Below are 21700 nucleotides of genomic sequence, written 5' to 3'. Positions count from 1 at the left end.
TTGAAATGCTTTGCAAAGTTAGCACTTTTACCAGATTCATAAGTATTTAGCAAAAGTTTAACCTATTTGCAGTATTGTACCATAAAAAAAGCTCCGCTTCGTTAAGCGGAGCTTTTTGAATAAACTATAAAATACTTTTCTGGTTCTACAGAAAACTTGGGATTATTCGATTACGATCATCCTTCTGGTGGCTGTTTGATTGTCAGAATCCAACTGATAGTAGAACATACCGGTTCCGTTCAACTCTGATTTTTCAATTCTGATGGTATTAAGGCCTTTCTGTCCTTTGATTTGGTAAACTCTGTGAACCTTGCCTGTCACATCATACACTGTTAAAACAGCTGGTGCTGCAGAAGGTAAACGGAAGCTCACTTCAGAAACAGATCCAAAAGGATTGGGCGTGTTCTGGAATAATTCAAATATACCAGCTACATTTTGGCCCTGATTGTTGCGAACCATCAACTCTACATCCATCACTTCCAAAGTTGCATCGTATGCCTCAGCAGTGGTCACGTCACTGGTCAGCTCCATGGCGCCAGCAAGTGAACCAGATCTCTGGGTGTTAAAGACCAAAGTAAACAAAACTTCTTCCGCATCAACACTGATTCCGCGATCTGAATTCCAACTGGTAGTCAGAATTCCTCGATCGGTCATTTTCAGATTAAAGTTTTGATCATTCAACTGCAGTGCTCCTGCCTCAAATCCTTCAAAACTCAAAAGAGACGCATCGAAATTAAGGGTAAACTGGTATCCGGCAATTTGATTAAAATTGCTGGAACGCACTTCCACTCTTTGGGTCTGTCCTGCATCAAATGTGGCTTCGTTGACCATCAATTGAACAGATTTGCCTGTTCTGCCTTGCACCTTACTGTTGAGGTTGGCCTGAGCAGAAGCATTGACATCTCCCATTTTGATAGCGACGAAGTTGATCACATCCTGAGGACCATTCAGCGTCATCGTTTTTTCTGTAGTATAATTCCATGGTTGACTTGGATTTGCAAACTCAATTCCTTCCGGAAGAATCAACCAGCTGTTTACTTTTGAAAACTTCTCGGTAGTACCCAATATCAATTTCCGGATTTCAGTGATATCCGCTGCGGTGATGCTATTGGTCTTGTTGACATCCGCAGCAAGAATCTTGTAAGGACTGTTCAATGATTCAACTGCCAATATGTGTCTTTGTATTTTGACAATGTCTGCAGTCGTAACACCATTGCTGTAATCTCCATCGCGATTTCCTTTTAGCAAATAGCTGGTTGGGTAGCTCAACTCTCTGAAGGTATACAATCCATCCTGCAGGGTTGTTTTTGAATTGATCAATTGACCACCGGTGTAAAGATCCACCACCACATCGGCGGCATTCTGACCTTCCTCTGTTTTCAATTGACCAGTAATTCTGCCTTTGGCAGTACCTGAATCAGGACAAAGATTTTGATTGTCTTGTACAATAACTACCGTACGACAATAGTCTTTGTTACCTTCTTCATCTTCAACCCATACTTCAACTTCAACGCGCAATTCATCGTTGACTCCGGCATTGACGAAGTCATCACAGCATACCCTTAGGTAAGTTTTGGTAGGATCTCCGTTGAAATAGAATTTCAATCTATTTTTAGGCGTACAGTTGTCGAAGCTGCCATGATCCAAATCTTTGGCCCAGATGTCTACGCAACCTGATGCCGGCATTGGCACAGTAATGATTCCAGTCAAGCAATAAGGCGTTGGAGCCTTGCAATCTTTGATTTCAAATAAAGTGGTACAAGTTCCAACGTTGCCACATCCGTCTTCCACATACCATGTGATTCTATGCACGCCAATTGGATAGATTCCACTGGCATCAAATGGATTGTTCGGATTGTCTGCAAAAGGATTATTTCTAACCACTGGTCTTTCGCCTTGAGCAAATTGTCGCTTGGTCAAAGCACCTACGCTGTAATCGATGGTACCGTTGTTGAAAGCATCAATTTTGTAATCGAAGGACAACCAGTCTTCCGGTGAGCAGGAGTCAGTTGCGGTAGCTTCCAATCGAATATGTCCCACACACACTCCTAAGGTGGTGTTGAGTACCGCTGGCTCACAGGCTCCAACATGACATGTCACAGTAGGTGCTACAATATCGCGTACTTTAATCACCTGGGTAAATTCCCATCTTCCTCTCTCTCTGTCAATGTTAGGATCGTATTGACACCAGTCAATCACCACCCATTTGCGTAGAATCTTGTAACAAGCATCCGGTTCGATGGTAAATACCTCATCAAAATTCTGGATGGCTAGCAGGTCGCAATGCGTATTTTTTCTATTGACCACTCTTGGACGTCCAATCCTATCCGGATGGGTATCTGCACCACAACCGTTTACTGTTGTACCTCTGCCTTCGCAGTCGGGCCAAACGATGTCATCCAGCGTAGAACAATGGTTGTTTCTGTCAATATAGAATGGATCACAATTGACCACCCAAATAGTTTGAGTGGCAGAAACAACAACACCTCCTGGGCCTCTTGCCGTTACTGTCCTTAATATTCTGCCCTGTCCGCATTCTCTGAGATCTTGTACCTCAATGAGAGGATTTACACTGCATGATGACAATACATATCCATCAAATCCCCACACAAGTTCATACTTGTTGTCAGGATGTGCCGCATTGAAAAGTGAATTGAAATAATCACATGCCTTATTTGAAGCAGGTGCGAGATGTGGTGGAATTCCAGTAACATAGCCTGGATATCCTGTGATCGGATTAGCCACGCAGTAGTATTCGCAAACCACATCCGTTGTAGCCACTTTCTTCCTCCAGGCAATGTCTGTCACGACTTTACCAAAAGTAGGGTCGTTTGGATCTGAAATGGCATTGACATCAAACCAAAAATCGCAACTTACCACGATATCCGGTGGAGCTACAACAGTTGGAATGCTTTTGTCCTGCACATCCACTTCAACCATACAATCGCTGTAATGTCCAAACAAATCTCCTCCGGAATTCATTCTCGAAGGATTGATTGGACCTGCACCTGGATCTACGTCAAATACTCTGAAAACAACCATGATGGTATTGTTGACATCATTGCAACAGAAATAAACCAGGTCATCAAAGTAAGTTTGAGAACCTGGAACTGATAAATTATCATCTCCGTTTGCTCTGTTACAAACTGTTGATTCCTTGTTGCTACCATTGTTTGTTCCATCCAACTCATCCATGCGGATGACTTTATAGAATAAATGATGTGCACAATTGTCAAAAGATCCATCATCAAATGTTTCCGCAAATATTTTAGACAGATTCTCTCCAGGAGAAAGATTTCCGCTGATAGAGACCACTGTTTTCTGATCGCAAACCGGGATCGGCGGTGTGTTATCTTTTACTTCGAGTAGGACGAGTTTTTCTGTAACATTACCGCAACAGTCTTCTGCTACAATATATGCGTTTTGGATACCAAGAGGAAGATTTACCACGATATAACCTGTTCTTTCGTTACCCAAAACGGTACCATTTTCGACCCGGATGGTGTAATGAACATCTTTGGAGCAGTTGTCTGTAACCCATGCCGGACTAACATCCCATCGGCCTTCGCATCTCCAAGGGTCGGTGCTGACTTCGAGGTGATCGGGATATAATATTTCTGGACCTTCTGCATCCACCACTTTGATGATCTGGTTGTGCTCGCGCACATCTCCGGTACACCAATCCAACATGGTCCAGGTTCTTAATAATTTGTAACATCCAACAGGTCCGGCATCACAACCTGGTTTTGCAATATCAATTCGCAAATCCCTGAAGGTAATGGCAATATTGTTGCAACCAGAAGCGGATGGTTGACCGGTTCCGTGCCACATTACAATGGAGTTGTCTCCCCAACAAGTGGAATGAGCCGGATAGTATATACTTTGTGGATTGGGGTGACCTGCATAGACACCCGTCTCGATACAATTCCAACCAAGTGTCCTCGGTCTTCTGATACCGGTTCCAATAAAGTAAGACTGATCCAATAAATAATCATCTACGCATTCTGGTGATGGTCTTAAATGACCTGCCAGATTAAAGTTTCTGTCGATTTTCTCATCGCAGTTTAAGGCAGGAAGATTGTTGGGCAATGGTAAGCCTGTATAATCAAATGGTGGGTCAATATCATCCAAATCGCCCAATAAAACTACGATGGTCTGAATACAATAGCTCTTGTTGCCATAAGCATCCTCTGCTGTCCATGTACGCGTGATAATTTTGTCATATCCAAAATTACATCCACCCAAACTGACCACATCCTTGTAGGTCAATGTATATGGTCCACATGCTTCCACCACACCCGGTGTTCCGGTAAATGAAGGTGCAATGGACTCAGTACAGGAAATTTCCAAATCCCTTGGACAAGTCAGAATAGGAGCTAGTTTGTCTTCTACAATTGCTGTACCCCAACAACTATTGCCGGTGAAAGGATCGATCACAGTCACTTTCAACTTACGGCCTATTTGCGCAGCTCCAATTTGTGGATAATGGGCATTCTGATCCAAATCAATGATCTGATTGGTATTCCAATCGCGGGCTATCACGTTGTAATCTCCGGGACAGCTCACGTTACCACCACCTTCCAGAACCATGTCAGGATAAATGGTCGCACGACAATTTTGATCCAATGAAATCTGAATGTTGTTGTTGCAAGCCAATGCACCGTTGTTGACATCTACATTGATGCCGAATTCACCGATGGCAAATCCCTGTGCATTTGGATCCACATTGATCTGAATGGTCGTCAATAAACAGCTGCTGCTGGTAGTATAAAAACCAAAATAAGTTGCTCCAAAAAAACCGGATACAGGAATAGGGCCTGAAGTGGTTCCATCGTTTGCATTTGCTGTAATGTTTGCAAAAGTAAACGCATTTCCTTCCGCGTAGAGATAAAAGGCTCTGGTACCTGCAGGCAAAGTAATGGTTACAGAATTCATACCTGTTAACAAGGCATACACATCACCCGTGTATCCATGGCTCCAGGTACCCCAACTTGACGGCACTCTCCTGTGCTCCAATGCTGGATTAAATCCGATGTTCAATGGGCAGGTTTCACTTGCTGTGACAGAAGTCACATCAACGAATATTCCTCTCGGATCAGAAGGAAATCGAAATACCGCCAAACCACCCAAGGTATTGGGAGGTGCATTTGTTCCTGGGCTGCCTTCAAAAACGATCCCACCGTAACTCACCACGGCGATCACGCTTAAGAACAGCATCATAAGACTTCGTCTAAGTCTCACATAGTTCAGTAAGCTAAGTTCGTTCATACAATTAGAAATTTGATTTAATAAAAAAAACATCACAAAATTTTTGCTTCGACCAAATGCATTTTCTCCCCAGGACCTTTGTGAAGATCAAGTTGAGAAAATGAGTTTTGTGAGTTTGAGAAAACTGGTTATTGTATGAAGACTGCGAGTCTTGGAGGTCCAATACCTCCTACGTAATTGGTTATTTTTTCAATTCCTCTGACCTGGGTTTGAGTTTTGAAAGTCCCATGGCTGAGCTCAAATTGAAAATAATCGAAAGCAAATGAAATGATGTAAGGAATGACTTTATAAAAGAATGAAATGCTTAAATACAAATCATTGCATCAAACATGACATCGGCTTCTGATTACAGTGCAATGATGACGCAATCTGATCAGGCCTTCAAATATTTAAACAAATATTTTTTAATGGAATACTTAGACCTTCATCAATGAAGGAATGATATATGCATACCCCTAAAAATAAAATAATATATCAGCAATCAATATAATGATTAACCAATATGCGATTTCTAACCACAATTAAGTACATGAGGAATGTACTACCAGGACAGTTCATTCATTCAGAACGCAGCTCCGATGTCATTGGCGCCCTGCATCCCAAGAATCTGAAAAAACCATGCCAAAAAACTAAATAGAGGTCTATTGTTGGAATGAATCCTCAGATCAAAATTATTCAATGTCTAAAAAATTAGTTCTGCTTCATTTACAAATGATACTTTTGAGCGATATATGCAGAATTAATTTTACCTGGATGTCTGTTTTTTCATATTCTGAAATTAGACCTGTTCTACAACTTGCCTGGCCCATCATCATCGGTAATTTGTCTCAGATTTTATTGAATCTGATTGATTCTATGATCGTAGGCCAACTCGGTTATCGTGAATTGGCCGCATCTGGCTTGATCAACAGTGTACTCAGTTTGCCAATGGTGAGCTGTATGGGTCTTTCTGTAGCACTCGCTCCCATGATGGCAGATCTCGCAAGTAGAAATCAATTGTTAAAAGGCAGACAGGTATTGCAGAGCGCTGGATTGTCCGTACTGACTCTTACAGGATTGGTCGTGGCTTTCTTATTTTACTTTGAATTTTTACTGTATCGCCTGGGTCAGGAAAAGGAAATAGTTGACATTGGAAAGCCCTTTTTCTTTTGGATGTGCTGGTCACTCATGCCAATGATGGGTTTCTTTATTTTAAAACAGTTTTACGATGGACTTGGCATGGTCAGAATTCCTATGACAATCGCCCTTCTATCAATTGCAATCAATACCATCCTCAATATCGCACTTGTCTTTGGCAAATGGGGTTTCCCAAAGATGGGATTGGAAGGGAGCGGACTAGCTACTTTTATCACCAGGTTTTTAATTTTTGCCGGTCTTTTGATCCATTTGATCTATACTCCTAAATTCAAAGTTTATCAACTTTTCAAATTCGATATCAATCGTTCCTCAATGTATAAGTTTCTCAAACTCGGGATTCCTTCTTCCTGGCAATCTTTCAGTGAGGTAGCTGCCTTTTCTCTGTTGGCCATTATGATTGGCTGGTTTGGTGCTGTGCAAATGGCGGCTCATCAGATTGCCATTTCTGTAGCCACCGCAACATATATGATTTCACTCGGATTGTCTTCTGCAGGTTCTATTTTTATAGGCAGCCATTACCGTCAAAACGAGAATTCTGTAATTAGATACAATGGCATGCTGGTCCTAAAACTCGGTCTGTGCTATTCCATCGTTGCAGCCCTGGTTCTTGCAGCATTGCACCAATGGATTCCTCATTTATTTACCCGGGAACAAGAGGTGCTTCAGATCGCCGCTCAGCTCATGCTGCTGGCAGCAGCATTTCAAATCTCTGATGCGGTTCAGGCCATTGGAATTGGAATATTAAGGGGATTGCAGGACGTGCGAATACCAACACTGATTACTACCATTTCTTATTGGGTCATTGGAATTCCTTCCGGATATCTATTAGCCACTTTGTTTGAGCTAAAGGCTGTCGGAGTTTGGAGCGGATTTGTGATTTGTCTCAGCATTTCAGCCATATTCCTGTTGAGGAGATTTTTGCATATTACAAAATCACAAATACATTCAAAAACAATTTAGTGCATCCTGTCACCTCTCGGTTTTAATTTTTGCACAATAACAGCTTCGTATTTTAAATATTCTTTCCAACGAGACCGGACCTGGCCTTTTGGAAAATAGGTTTCAGCCAAACCAATAAACATCTTGTAGTGACCTGCTTCAGAGATCATAAACCCTTTGTAAAACTTTTTTAGATCTTCTTCTTTTAAGTACAAAGAAAGTAATCTGAAACGCTCACAACTCCGCGCTTCAATCAAAGCGCAAGTCAACAACTGATCCAACAATCGATCTTGCTTACTGCCACCCTTTCTCTGAAATTTCATGAGCTCTGCGACGTATTCATCCTTTCTCTGAAATCCCAATTTTAATCCCCTCTTATGTAATTCTGCTACAACCTGTCTGAAATGCCCCCATTCTTCGGTAACCACCGGTGCTACTTGATGGACAATTTCTTCGTAATCCGGATATTGTTGGATCAATCCAATGCAAGCACTTGCTGCTTTCTGCTCACAATAGGCATGATCTGTCAATATATCTTCCAGAGAAAATTGTGTGAGATCCACCCATCTTGGATCAGTCGGTAAATGCAAACCCAGTTTGGTAAGGTCTATTGCTTCAGACATTTTATTTGATTTTGAAATAGATCCATTTGATGGATTTCAAATACTTCCTTTCCCTTTTCCCAAATGATGGTCATTTGATCCGCCAATTTATTCTGGAGTTCATTTATACGAAAATCATCCAATAAAAATTGAAAATGATAAATACATTGATTCTCAACAGGATTGATTTCTCCAGCGGTAGAATGGGCGGCATACAGGTAAATAAAACTTGCGTCAGAAAAACTGAGTTTAACCGGATTATTTGCTTCAAATAATCCATAAATTTTGGCTGCCATACTGGTCGAAAAGCTTAAACGAAAATCCAAATAAACGTTCTTTTGATTTTTTAACATCGCTATTTCAGCAATTGCAAGTTCAGTTTCTGTCAAATGAGTTTCAATCGAAGCAGGGGTATAACAAAATAAATATTGGTGATTGGTATAGATGAGATTCTGATCTGGCCGATGATTCAATTCACAATGGTAAATGCTGGTCGCTGGAAAAATTTCTGAAGTCATTCGCACATTTATTTTTGAATTTCTCGCTTCGGAAAATCCTATTCTCCTTCGATCGAGCTCCATCCATTCTTTTTCCAGACCATTCAGCAAATTTTGCTGTTCAGCTTTGGGAGAATACTCCAATCGTCTGGCTTTGGACAATAAAATCTCAAACAGCTGAAGTTTGTATTCTTTTACCGCAATTTCTTGCCCCTTGTTCTGAATCAGTTCACCCATTCTTCTTACGTCCGATTTTTTTGTGTATTCCTCCTTTTCTGTCTCCAAATAGGATATTTGATCTCTGATGCTTTCCAATTCCATTTTAAGTGCATGAATGGATCGCAAGATCTTTGCAACCGCTCTATCTAAATTGGACGAATCCTGAGAATAAACAAAATTTGGAACCGACAAAAACAGAACAAGACATAAAGAAAAAAGATATGAAACCCTGTAGACCTTTAAGATTGTCATCATTGAACCACAAATTTAATCCGAAGGATCAAAATAACCAACAAATTCGATAAATAGCTGAAATCATTGTACTTTTAAACCCAATTTTAATTAAAATGAACTCTGTTTATCCAATTATACCCATAGTTTTGTTTCTTTGCGGAATGGAGATGAGCTGTAAAAATGCACAAAAAGACATCCCCGTCTCTTATCCCGATACCAAAATGGATACCGTGATTGACCAATATCACGGCCAATCTGTTTCAGACCCTTTCAGATGGCTCGAGGATGACCGGAGTGAACAAACTGCGGAATGGGTTAGACTGCAAAATCAACTTACTTTTAACTATTTAGACCAAATTCCATTTCGTCAAAAACTTAAAGACCGAATGGTCCTTTGGATGAATTATGAAAAGTCATCTACACCGGTAAAGGAAAAAAATCATTACTACTTTTTTAAAAACAATGGTCTTCAAAATCAGGATGTTTTCTATCGAAGCAGCCAATTGGATTCTGAGCATGAGTTGGTGATTGATCCCAATACTTTTTCCAAAGAAGGTACCACCTCTATCAGTGGCTTGTCAGTTTCTAAGGATGAAAAATATTTGGCTTTTCAGGTGTCCGCAGGCGGCTCAGATTGGAACAAAATTCTGGTTCTGGATTTGGCGACAAAAAGTTTGATGAAAGATACCATCCATTGGGTAAAGTTTAGCAGCATCAGCTGGGACCTTGGAGGTTTTTATTACAGCAGATATCCTCAACCCGATGGCTCTTCTCTATCGGAGAAAAATGAATTTCATTCGGTTTGGTATCACAAAATGGGGACAGATCAAAGTTATGATCAATTGATTTATGAGGATAGAGATCACCCGCAAAGAAATATATACGCGAATATCACCGAAGACCAAAGATTTTTGTGTCTCAACATTTCTGAATCCACCAGCGGCAATGCACTTATGGTTAAAGATCTGCGAAATCCAAGCTCTGAATGGATCAGAATTGTAAATACCCTGGACGATGATTACAGAATAATTGGTAACGCAAATGATCAATTGTATGTTTTGACCAACGCAGATGCTGCCAGATGGAAGTTAATATCTTTTAATATCAATCAACCAGATCAAAAACAATGGAAGGTGGTGATCCCAGAATCTTCCGATGTACTAAATAATGTTGAATTATATCATCAAAAACTGGTCGTAAGCTATATGAGAAACGCTTCGAGTCTGATCAGAATATTTGATTTAAATGGAAATTTCTTGCAAGAATTACAGCTTCCGGAAATTGGCACGGTCGCAAGTTTTTCCGGTAAGGAAAATGAAGCCCTTGCATTTTTTAGTTTTAGCTCATTTAAGAGACCCAACAGCATCTATCAAGTTGACCTGGATAGCTACGAAGTAAAACCCCACTTTATTCCAAAGACTATGCACAATCCGGACGACTATACAACAGAACAGCATTGGTTTCATAGCAAAGATGGCACCAGGGTACCTTTGTTTTTGACATATAAAAAAGGGATCCGGAAAAATGGTCAGGCACCTACCTTGTTGTACGGCTATGGAGGATTTAATATTCCTTTGACCCCTTCTTTTAATCCCCTGAAAATGCCTTTACTCGAACATGGGGGAATACTGGCAGTAGCGAATATCCGAGGGGGCGGAGAATTTGGCAAAGACTGGCATTTGGCCGGCACCAAAGAAAAAAAACAAAATGTTTTTGATGATTTTATGGCTGCCGCTGATTTTCTGGTTCAGGAAAAATTTACATCAAGAGAGAAATTGGCCATCGAAGGAAGGTCGAACGGTGGTTTGTTGGTAGGAGCGTGCATTACCCAAAAACCGGACATGTGCAAGGTCGCATTCCCCGGGGTAGGTGTATTGGACATGCTGCGTTATCACAAATTCACCATAGGGTGGGCTTGGGCTGTAGATTATGGCACGAGTGATGCAAAGGACGAATTTGATTATCTTTTCAAATATTCACCCCTCCACAATTGTAAAGAATCTGAATATCCTGCAACAATGATCACCACTGCTGATCACGATGACAGAGTAGTACCCGCACATTCCTTCAAGTTTGCCGCAACCCTCCAAAAGGCACAAAAAGGTCAGGTACCGATTCTGATTAGGGTAGACATTTCAGCGGGCCATGGTGCAGGCAAGCCCACCTCCAAAAGAATCGATGAAGCCGCTGACTTGCTGAGTTTTATGTTCTATCAAATGAATATTACTCCGGATTTCAAAGAATTATGAATTACACCAGAACCATTCATGGTTTAATTTTATTATTAGGTGTCCATCATATTGTTGTTATTCCTTAAAAAGCAAAAAGATCAACCATCATGAACCCATATATTGAAAAAAACAAGCAAAAGTTTTTGGATGAACTGCTTGAGTTATTGAGAATTCCATCTGTGAGCGCAGATTCCAGACATCAGCAAGACACCGCCAATTGTGCAGAAGCAGTAAGAGCCTCTCTTTTGGCAGCAGGTTGTGACAGCGCTGAAATTTGTCCCACAGGCGGACATCCCATTGTGTTTGGGCAAAAAATAGTAGATCCAAAACTTCCAACAGTCCTCACCTATGGACACTATGATGTTCAACCTCCTGACCCACTTGATCTTTGGACCAGTGGTCCCTTTGAGCCGGTAGTAAAAGATGGAAAAATTTATGCAAGAGGCGCCTGCGATGACAAAGGTCAGATGTATATGCATGTGAAAGCACTGGAGACAATGATTCAAACAAACAAGCTGCCATGCAATGTCAAATTTCTCATCGAAGGTGAAGAAGAGGTAGGTTCAGCCAATCTGGGAGCATTTCTGGAAGCCAACAAGGAAAAATTAAAAGCCGACATCGTCCTGGTGAGCGACACCTCCATGATTTCATTGGAGACTCCTTCCCTGGAAACTGGATTGAGAGGTCTCGCATATATGGAAGTGGAGGTCACAGGACCCAACAGAGATTTGCATTCAGGAGTCTATGGAGGCGCTGTGGCCAATCCAATCACCATCCTGGCAAAAATGATCGCATCCATGCACGATGAAAACAATCACATCACCATCCCTGGATTTTATGAAGATGTGATGGATTTGAGTGTTGAGGAAAGAAAGGATCTTAACAAAGCCCCTTTCAATCTGGAGGACTACAAGAAAGACTTGAATGTAGAAGAGGTTTGGGGAGAAAAAGGCTATACCACCCTCGAACGAACCGGAATCAGACCTACCCTCGAGCTCAATGGTATTTGGGGTGGATATACTGGTGAAGGAGCCAAGACGGTCCTGCCATCCAAAGCTTTTGCCAAGATTTCAATGCGGTTGGTTCCCAATCAAAATTCTTCCAAAATTGCAAGACTCTTTGAAAAACATTTTGTTGCCATCGCTCCAAAGTCTGTAAAGGTTAAGGTAACAGAGCATCACGGTGGTGAGCCGGTCGTTACGCCAACTGACAGCGAAGCTTATAAAGCTGCGGCAATGGCCCTTGAAGAGAGTTTTGGAATAAAACCAATTCCTACCCGTGGTGGTGGAAGCATTCCAATTATTGCTCTTTTCGAAAAAGTCCTCGGATTAAAAACGGTGTTAATGGGATTTGGATTGGATTCTGACAACATTCACTCCCCAAATGAACACTTTGGTCTCGAAAATTATTACAAGGGAATTGAAACCATTCCTCTTTTTTATAAAAATTACGCACAACTCAAAAAGAACGCATCATGATTAATTTCTCAAAAAATTTATGGATTATTATTTGCAGTATGCTTTTTATTCAAGCAGTTTCTGCCCAAAACAAAACGATAAAAATGGATACATTTAGTTACAGCCTTGGGGTGTTGTTTGGCAATTCACTGAAACAACAAGGCATTGAAAAAATTTCATCTTCAGATTTGACAGAAGCGCTTGAAACAATGTTGGCCGGAAAAGATCCCAAAATCAATATGAAAGATGCTTCGGAATTTTATTCTAAAACCATTTCAAAACTTCAGGAAAAACAACATGAAGGCAATAAAATGGAAGGTGAAAAATTTCTGGAAGTAAATGCCAAGAAACCGGGAATCATTACAACCGCCAGCGGCCTTCAATATGAAGTGCTCACCATGGGTACAGGCCCAAAACCCACGGCGAATGATAAAGTAAAAACGCATTATCACGGCACATTGATCAATGGAAAGGTGTTTGATAGTTCGGTAGATCGGGGTGAGCCCATTTCATTTCCACTCAGCAATGTAATCAAAGGTTGGACCGAAGCATTGCAGTTGATGCCGGTTGGTTCAAAATTTAGGTTGTTCATACCTTACCAACTCGCCTATGGAGAAAAAGGAGCCGGCGGTGATATCAAACCTTATTCGGCTTTGATTTTTGAAGTAGAGTTGCTGGGCATAGAATAAGGTAGAGTTTTTAAAATCAGGACGATCATTCATTGTCCTCAGGCCATGCGCATTGATATTATTTCTGTCGTTCCGGAGCTTTTACACAGCCCGTTTTCACATTCCATTTTGAAAAGATCCAGAGAAAAAAATCTCCTGGAAGTAAATCTGATTGATCTGAGGGTTTTTGGAAGCGGCAATTACAAACAGGTGGATGATTATGCTTTTGGCGGAGGTGCCGGAATGGTTTTGATGGCAGAGCCCCTCGCAAATTGCATTGAATCCTTAACGTCCGTGACTTCTTATGATGAGGTCATCTATCTGACTCCCGATGGCACCACACTCCATCAAAAAATAGCCAATCAACTAAGCCTGAAAGAAAATCTTCTTTTGATCTGCGGCCATTATAAAGGCATTGATCAAAGAATCAGAGATCTCTATGTCACACAGGAAATTTCTATTGGGGACTATGTATTAAGTGGCGGGGAACTGGCTGCAGCGGTATTGGTGGACAGCATAGGTAGATTAATTCCCGGCGTATTGAACGATGAAACATCGGCACTTACAGATTCATTTCAGGACCAACTGCTGGCTCCTCCCGTTTACACCAGACCCGCAGAATTCAAGGGATTAAAAGTTCCTGATGTTTTATTAAGTGGCCACGAGGCTAAAATTGCAGAATGGCGTTTTGAGGAGTCTATTAAAAGAACCAAAGAACGACGACCTGATCTGCTGACAGATACGGACATGGTGTAAACCTAATAGCCTGATCCTTGTTTTATTTCCAATAATTCTTTTCAAATGTGGATTAAAGTTTTTCATTTTGCATGGCTTGCAATTTTCTTACAATCCTGCATACTGAACTCTTCCAAAATAAATGAAACCAGCTTCTCTTCAACCAATGATTTGTCAAAGAACAATACACCAATGGATCAGTATTGGTTTGATGGTAAAGCCGAATTAAACAGTTTTCAGTTGTTGCAAGCCCGATATGGAGAAATAAGAAGGGGGGAAGCAATGATGATTTTTGTGAGCGAAGATTTTTCCAGAAAAAAACAAGTTAAATTGGATCAATCTTCAGACAATAACAAAGATCAAATTAAAATTTTAAAACTCAACATGACCAAACGTTTTCATACAGGAATATACCCGTATTCTTTAATGTTGAGTGTATTCAGCCCTATCAATCATGCAGAATCACTTTATCCCCTTAAAATCGCTGGAACCGTCTCAGAATGGTGTGGACAAATATTTACCCAATTCAATCAAAAATCCGATCATTATTTGATTAGATCGTTTTCCTATTTCGAATCTGAGGCAGATCAGGAAATCAAACAGCCCGTCATCTGGACGGAAGATGGAATCTGGAACTTAATCCGAATTCATCCGGATGGTTTGCCCCTGGGTGAAATAAAAATGATCCCGGGCGTTTTCTATACCAGACTCAAGCATCACAAATCAGAAGCCGTCACCGCTTTGTGCTCCCTGCAAAAAAATGACATCGGTGTTGGAATCTATACCATCAAATTTCCCGACTTTAAACGAACTCTTGAAATTCAGTTTACGAATTCAGCTCCTTATCCAATCATTGGTTGGAAAGAGAGCTATCTGGATGGCAAGGAAGAATTAACTACAACCGCAGTTTTAAAACAAAGAACCAAAAAAGATTATTGGAATTTAAATCAAAACAAAGATTCAGTTTTCCGCAAAGAATTGAGGTTGGAATATTAATTCTGCTGATTCAGATTTGATGCTACCCCAATGAGCCAAAAATTAAAATTGATTATGTCAAAACTCCTTGTTCTATCTATTTCAATATCCTGGGTAAGTTTGCTCTCTGGGCAGCAAACCTATTTGGGCAACTGGTTTCAATATGTCGGCAACAATGGGTTTTCAAAAAATTGGAATTGGCTGAATGAAGTACAATACAGAAATTACAATTTTATCGGAGATCTTGAACAATTTCTGGTGCGCACAGGCATAGGCTATAACCTAACTCCCCAAAACAATCAGCTTCTGATGGGCTATGCTTTCATCCAATCAAAACCCTACTTAAATGGCACTGACGAGCGAATTCAAACTCAGGAGCACAGATTGTTTCAACAATTTGTTACGCGCCAAAATTTTGGTAGATTTTTTATCACCCACCGCTACCGTTTTGAACAGAGATTTCTGGAAGAAGAATTCAGAACAAGATTCCGGTATTTGTTTTGGTTGCAGATCCCTCTGAATACGCCAAACATTACCCAAAAATCGGTTTACATCTCCGCATTTAATGAACTTTTTATCCATGGGAACGGTAAATTATACGATCGGAATCGACTCTATGCAGCCGTTGGGTATGGAATCAATCATTTTATCCGATTGGAACTTGGCGTGATGTCGCAAATCTTTCAAACAAACTCGCGTCCACAGTTACAAATAGCTCTGTTTAATAATCTGCAACTATTCAAAATTCAATGAATGTCATAATCCAATTGTCTGTAAATGCGGAGTAATTCCTCATGATTTACAGTTCCTTCTAAATTTATTCCTTTTAAAGCCAGTAACTCCATGGCGCAATCTCCTACCTCGCCATCGGGATAAGCTGAATCACGCATGTCATGTAAAAATTTCATAAGTCTGAAAGGATTCATCCATTTCCTGAATCGATTGACGAGTACATTAAAATCCGAGGTATTTGCTTTTAACTGCGCAATTTCTTTGAGCAGCCCTTGTTTTTTAAGGCAGGTCCATGCTTGGGGCATTCTTTTCATCCAAAAATTTTCCATCTGGCTTTCAGAATTTTTCAAATACAAATCTGCTTCATTAAACAATACACCGAAAGCCTGAATAGCCTTTAGCGAATAGCTTCTTTGTATTTCTGAACGCTGAAAATCCAACATGGCCTTTCCCGTACCAAAAGGCACCCTCTCAGAAGTCCTTGCCGATGGAAAAACAAGTGGCTTTGAAATTTCTCCCAATTGTTGATGAATTGAATATTTATGCATAAAATAAAAATCCTCACCCGCCTTTCTTTGATTCATTCCACCCTGCTCGCAATAAGAATTCGCTCTGACCGCAAAACAAGAACCTAGTGTGTGAAACGCAAAAGGATACCCGATCGACCTCTGAGCTTGCACATAGTATCGCAGATGCAATTCATAATCGACAATTCCTTTTTTCAGTATGGCATCAAGGCCATCCAATGGATGCTCAAAACCAATCCCAACGCAGGGTTTACTATTTTCATCATCAAAATACCCATCCAATTCTATGAAATAATCCGGATGACAAGTACAATCCGCATCAAAGTTGATGATGATACCATCTGGTTTATTTATTTTTAAAAATCTTCTCACCGCTTCATCCATTCCGGCTTGTCTTGCCATTCCAACTCCAGCCGTCTTTAAAGAAAATTCAATTGGAGAAATTGCCAAAACTTTGAAATCGTCATCAGAGTGTTCTTTGGCATATTTTTGCAACTGAGCGTATTGTTTTTCATGGAAAAGCTTGAGCTCCGATTTTGCATTTTCCGGGTGATTAATGATGGGCATCACTTCGACATTACCAGAAATTTTCTTTGCTTCTCTTAAAGAATCCAAGGCCTGAAACAAGCCTTTCTCCTGATAAGCAGGAATCACCACGATCATCTTCAGCTCCTTCGATGGGATTCCATCTGTCAATGAAGTCAATCGATTGCGGGAGGAAAGGTAATTATGCAAAATAGAATCCATCAGCGAATACAATCATATGCAAATCTAAAATCATTCCTGCATACGTCATTCACAAACTGACTTGTCCGGGAAATTCTTACTTTTGTACCCTCGCTATGATTTGTATAGAATCTCAGATATTTCCACCCGCCATTGTTTTTCTCCTGGCGTCTGATGATCAAATCAGGATAGAATACCATGAGAACTACCAGAAAAGAAGTTTTAGAAACAAATATTACCTGAGATCTGAACAAAAAATAATGCCAATGAGCATTCCCTTAATGGCTGGTAAAAATCAACAAATGCCCATCCAGGAAGTTAGAATTGCCAATGATCAAAACTGGCAAAAACAACATTTAAAAACCATCCAATCTATCTATGGCAGAAGTCCATATTTTATGTATTACTGCGATGAATTGACTGCTCTTTTCGTCAACAAAGAAACTTTCCTAATCGATTTTAATTTTAAATGTCTCCATTGGATTCTGGAGAAATTGAAAATAAACCTCTCCTTGTCCTGTACCACCTCCTTCCAAAAAGAAGCGACCTATCTGGAAAACGATCTTAGATCCAAATTAACTCCATGGTCATTGTCAGATCATCTAGTTTTACAATTGCCGGGATGCCAGGACAGAACTGCTGAGATTAGTATTCTCGATATTCTATTCTTTCTGGGTCCCGATGCTGCGGCCTGGATTTTCCAAAGCAGAAAAAATGAACAAATCATCCAACTGTGCGCTAAAATTAATCCATGAATTCAATTATTTTTAAAACCATTTTATTATTCACTCTCATTCAGATTGGCTGCAGAAAGACCAATGTGTTCAACCCAACGAGACCCGATCCACATAGTTTTTCAAGACCAGATCTGGCGATCACCACTCATTTGGATCTTAACATTCGCCTGAATTTTGACCAAAAAAAAATACAGGGGACCGCAAGTTGGAAAATACAACACAATGCTTCAGACCGCATTATTTTTGATATCATGGATCTTACCATTGATTCAGTCATCTTATCCGACAAAAACCAAAATACAGCTTTTGCGGAATTCTATGTTCAAACACAGGATAGCATCTTAGGAGATGAGTTGGTCATTAAAATACATTCAAACACGGAACAGTTGACCATCCATTATTCTACATCCGAAGATGCGATGGCACTTCAATGGCTCGACGCAGAGTTGACATCTTCCAAAAAATATCCATGTCTGTTTACCCAAAGTCAGTCCATCTATGCACGCAGTTGGATACCCTGTCAGGATGGACCAGCAATCCGATTTACCTACAACGCTACCGTACAAGTTCCTGTTGGTATGATGGCATTGATGAGTGCGACCAATCCCACACAAAAAAATAAAGACGGAATCTACTCTTTCAAAATGGAATACCCGATACCCGCTTACCTGATGGCTTTGGCTGTTGGTGATTTTTCTTTTTCGCCAATCGGTGCACGAACCGGAGTGTATGCTGATTCAATGATACTGTCTGAAGCATCCTGGGAATTTGCGGATCTTGAAAAAATGGTAAACTCGGCCGAAAGTCTCTACGGTCCTTATGCCTGGTCCAGATATGATGTCATCGTTTTGCCAACCGGATTTCCATTCGGAGGAATGGAAAATCCAAGACTCACTTTTTTAACACCCACCATCATCGCCGGAGACCGATCTTTGACCTCTCTCCTGGCACATGAGTTGGCGCATTCCTGGTCGGGTAATTTGGTAACGAATGCCAGCTGGCAGGATTTTTGGCTCAACGAAGGATTTACGACCTATTTTGAGAGCAGAATCATGGAGAATTTATACGGAAAGGAATATGCTGACATGCTTTCTCTTTTAGGCCAACAGGACCTTAAGAAAACCCTGAAGGATATGGCTGATCAACCCGGAATGAGCAAATTAAAACTCGATCTATGGAACAAAGATCCTGAACTTTCTCTCAGTGACATTGCCTATGAGAAAGGTAAATTGTTATTGAGATATTTGGAAGAGCGAATTGGCAGGGAGGAATGGGATCTTTTTCTAAAAGCCTATTTCAAACATTTCGCTTTCAAATCGAACAGCACAGAAGGTTTCCTGCAATTTTTCAATAACCATTTTCCACAGATCGACATAAAAGTATTGGATACAATGCATCTATTTATTTATCAGGAAGGAATTCCTGACTTTAAACCAGGCTGGTCCACCAAACTGTTTGATCAGGTGGACAGCATCAGAAATTTGTTTTACCAAACCTATGATTTGAAAAAAAACCTGACCGCCAACTGGTCCACCCATGAATGGCTTCACTTTATTCGCGGGATGGATCTTTCAAAATCTGAAGAGTTTATATCTGCTTTGGAAAAACAATACCAACTGTCAGAATCCAAAAATTCAGAACTGGCTTTTGCATGGTTTATATATCTCATTCAATCCGGAAACTCCATGAAATTTAAAGACCCAATCAATCGGTTTTTGGAAAAAACAGGCAGACGCAAATTTGTACTTCCACTTTATGAAGCGTTGGCAGAACACGGTCAAATGGAATGGGCAAATGGCTCATTTTCAAATTTTAGAAGGCACTACCACCCCGTGACCATCCAATCCATTGAAAGAGTCCTAATTCATTAAAAATAAAGCGATTCTTTAATACGTTCCTGTATCTTTGCATTCTTCAATTTCAAAAATTATGAATAAAATTTCAAAAAAACTATCTAACTTACTAATTTTAAGCATCTTAGTAAATTTTGTGGCTTTCGGTCAGGACCCAATGGCTACACCCAAAAGATTTGATTTTGGGAAAATGTGGACCTTTGAAAATCCACCCAAAGCCTGGTTTAAAGAAGCCTACAATTTTACACCAGAGGATAAATGGTACGATGATGTCCGGAAATCTTCACTTCGGTTTGCCAGTTGGTGTTCTGCATCTTTTGTGTCTCCCAATGGATTGATCATGACCAACCACCATTGCTCAAGGGATGTAGTGACCGCTCTACAGAAAGAAGGTGAAAATTTTGATAAAGATGGGTTTTACGCTGCTACACTCGCTGATGAACGCAAATCAGACGGTCTTTTTGTTGAGCAATTGATCATGGTGGCAGATGTGTCCGAGCGGATCTTAAAAGAAATGAACAAAGCAAAGGATGACAATGAGCGAAAAATTTTTCAGGATAGCGCGCTTGCTCAGGCCAAAAGAGATTACGAACAAATGGATGCATGGAAAGGCCTCAGAATTCAAACCGTGACATATTATAGCGGCGGGAGATTCAGTCTTTACGGCTATAAAAAGTTTGGTGACATCCGCCTTGTGATGATACCGGAGACAGATCTGGGATTTTTTGGAGGTGATCCGGATAATTTTACCTACCCGCGCTATACCCTGGATTATACTTTCTGGAGGGCTTACGATGAGAATGGAAATCCACTCAATACCAGTGCGCATTATTTTAAATTTAATCCCAACGGAATTTCAGAAAATGAACCCGTTTTTGTGATTGGAAATCCGGGCAATACAGAGAGATACAGAACCCACAGCCAGTTGGAATATGACAGAGACTACAGATTTCCTCTACAGGTAGATATGTTGACCAACAGAATCAATATTCTCCAGAAAGAATATGATGCCAATCCCAATGTGGATCTTCAAAATGACATTTTTGGACTGGCCAACAGCCAAAAAGCTTTCGGCGGAATTTTAGGTGGATTGAGAAATCCAAGTCTGATTGCGCGCAAAAAAGCAATGGAAGACGATATTCGCAAAAATACCAAGATCAAGGGTGAGGATCCATGGCTCGAATTATCCAAAGCGGTAGATGCCCTTAAAAAACATGCTTCCCTGGTGACCCTGGGCGGACCCGGAGGCATCAAAGGAGCCATGGTCAATCTAATCCATGCATTGGGACGTTATGAAAAAACAATGGACACTCCGGACAATGCTGCTGCTCTGGACAAAATCAAAGGTCAAATCAGAAATCTGTCCAAAGAAATTGGCTCTGAGAAAGAAAAACAATACTTTATCACCTACCTAGAAGAACTCAAAAAATACGAGCATCCTGAAAACAAGTTTATGGATCAGATACTCGATGGAAAATCTGCAGAAGATCGTGTGAGCAAAATTCTTAAAAAAACTGATTTTACAGATGCGGATAAATTGGAGAAATTACTTTCCTCAGACTCAAAAAAATTCAAAAAAACAGATGATCCAATTTTAGAAATAGCACGCATCATCGTACCAAAATACAATGCCGGAGTGGAAGCTTTTCAAAACAGCACTCCACGCAGAAGAGCACTTGAAGCCAAAATTGCCAATAATGTTTTTGCAGTAAAAGGCAGCAACCTTCCTCCCGATGCTACCTTCACCCTCAGACTGGCGGATGGCAAGGTAATGGGATACAACTACAACGGCACCAAAGCCCCGTATATGACCACTTATTATGGTTTATACGATCGTCATTTTTCCAATTCAGCCAAATTCCCATGGGGTTTACCAGCCAGATGGCAAAATCCTCCACAGGAATTACTGAAAGCTCCACTCAATTTTGTTGCAACCAATGACATCATTGGAGGCAATTCAGGCAGCCCGATCATCAACCGAAACAAAGAGGCAGTGGGCTTGATTTTTGATGGTAACATTGAATCTCTACCCGGAAATTTCATCTATGATGAAACCGCCAACAGATCCGTCTGTGTTCACGCAGGAGGAATCATGGCAGCATTAAAATACATTTATCGCGCGGACAGGCTCTACGACGAGTTGACCGGCAAATAATTTCAACA

At 40.6% G+C, this 21700-nt stretch carries 14 protein-coding genes; 10 read left to right on the top strand and 4 right to left on the bottom strand.

Annotated elements, in window-relative coordinates; translation table 11 throughout:
- Positions 1-162: 162 nt before the first annotated feature.
- Positions 163-5268, bottom strand: a complete 5106-nt coding sequence (locus IPM48_08765) for a T9SS type A sorting domain-containing protein (GenBank protein MBK9271679.1) — start codon at positions 5266-5268, stop codon at positions 163-165.
- A gap of 678 nt (positions 5269-5946) precedes the next feature.
- Here IPM48_08765 and IPM48_08760 point away from each other — a divergent pair.
- Complete coding sequence (locus tag IPM48_08760; GenBank protein ID MBK9271678.1) at positions 5947-7365, top strand: MATE family efflux transporter; 1419 nt, start codon at positions 5947-5949, stop codon at positions 7363-7365.
- On the opposite strand, the gene IPM48_08755 is transcribed toward IPM48_08760, so the two are convergent.
- The gene (locus IPM48_08755; protein ID MBK9271677.1) at positions 7362-7967 is read right to left on the bottom strand and encodes a tRNA-(ms[2]io[6]A)-hydroxylase; all 606 of its coding nucleotides are present in this window, start codon (positions 7965-7967) and stop codon (positions 7362-7364) included. The genes IPM48_08760 and IPM48_08755 overlap by 4 nt on opposite strands.
- Positions 7952-8917 carry a hypothetical protein gene (locus IPM48_08750; protein MBK9271676.1) on the bottom strand — a complete coding sequence of 322 codons (966 nt, stop codon included), beginning with the start codon at positions 8915-8917 and terminating at the stop codon, positions 7952-7954. The genes IPM48_08755 and IPM48_08750 overlap by 16 nt, the downstream gene beginning before the upstream one ends.
- 140 nt (positions 8918-9057) lie before the next feature.
- Here IPM48_08750 and IPM48_08745 point away from each other — a divergent pair, with 140 nt between their 5' ends.
- The 6 genes from IPM48_08745 to IPM48_08720 all read left to right on the top strand — a co-directional run bounded on the left by IPM48_08745 (position 9058) and on the right by IPM48_08720 (position 15715).
- Positions 9058-11145 (top strand): S9 family peptidase, encoded by a 2088-nt coding sequence (locus IPM48_08745; GenBank protein ID MBK9271675.1) that lies wholly within the window; start codon positions 9058-9060, stop codon positions 11143-11145.
- 89 nt (positions 11146-11234) lie between these two features.
- Positions 11235-12605, top strand: a complete 1371-nt coding sequence (locus IPM48_08740) for a dipeptidase (protein ID MBK9271674.1) — start codon at positions 11235-11237, stop codon at positions 12603-12605.
- Between the two features lie 83 nt (positions 12606-12688).
- Positions 12689-13273: an FKBP-type peptidyl-prolyl cis-trans isomerase gene (locus IPM48_08735; protein ID MBK9271673.1), complete on the top strand. Its 585-nt coding sequence runs from the start codon at positions 12689-12691 to the stop codon at positions 13271-13273.
- A gap of 45 nt (positions 13274-13318) precedes the next feature.
- A complete protein-coding gene (trmD, locus tag IPM48_08730; protein MBK9271672.1) occupies positions 13319-14008 on the top strand; it encodes a tRNA (guanosine(37)-N1)-methyltransferase TrmD in 690 nt (229 codons plus the stop codon).
- A 45-nt stretch (positions 14009-14053) separates the two neighbouring features.
- Positions 14054-14983: a hypothetical protein gene (locus tag IPM48_08725; protein MBK9271671.1), complete on the top strand. Its 930-nt coding sequence runs from the start codon at positions 14054-14056 to the stop codon at positions 14981-14983.
- A gap of 54 nt (positions 14984-15037) precedes the next feature.
- Positions 15038-15715: a DUF2490 domain-containing protein gene (locus IPM48_08720; GenBank protein ID MBK9271670.1), complete on the top strand. Its 678-nt coding sequence runs from the start codon at positions 15038-15040 to the stop codon at positions 15713-15715.
- Here IPM48_08720 and IPM48_08715 read toward each other — a convergent pair.
- On the bottom strand, positions 15709-16968 hold the full coding sequence (locus IPM48_08715) for a glycosyltransferase family 2 protein (GenBank protein ID MBK9271669.1): 1260 nt from the start codon (positions 16966-16968) through the stop codon (positions 15709-15711). The genes IPM48_08720 and IPM48_08715 overlap by 7 nt on opposite strands.
- A gap of 95 nt (positions 16969-17063) precedes the next feature.
- Here IPM48_08715 and IPM48_08710 point away from each other — a divergent pair, with 95 nt between their 5' ends.
- From IPM48_08710 to IPM48_08700, 3 genes are read left to right on the top strand one after another with little or no spacing between them, the layout of a single operon-like run.
- Entirely contained in the window at positions 17064-17702 is a 639-nt protein-coding gene (locus IPM48_08710; protein MBK9271668.1) for a WbqC family protein, read from the top strand.
- Positions 17699-19555, top strand: coding sequence for a M1 family metallopeptidase (locus tag IPM48_08705; protein ID MBK9271667.1), 1857 nt, complete (start codon positions 17699-17701; stop codon positions 19553-19555). The genes IPM48_08710 and IPM48_08705 overlap by 4 nt, the downstream gene beginning before the upstream one ends.
- 58 nt (positions 19556-19613) lie before the next feature.
- Positions 19614-21692 carry a S46 family peptidase gene (locus IPM48_08700; protein MBK9271666.1) on the top strand — a complete coding sequence of 693 codons (2079 nt, stop codon included), beginning with the start codon at positions 19614-19616 and terminating at the stop codon, positions 21690-21692.
- The last annotated feature ends 8 nt before the right edge of the window (positions 21693-21700 follow it).

The organism is Saprospiraceae bacterium, from assembly GCA_016715965.1.
Lineage (GTDB): Bacteria > Bacteroidota > Bacteroidia > Chitinophagales > Saprospiraceae > Vicinibacter.
The sequence above is the reverse complement of the archived record's forward strand: the minus strand, read 5'-3'. Positions and strand labels throughout refer to the sequence as shown.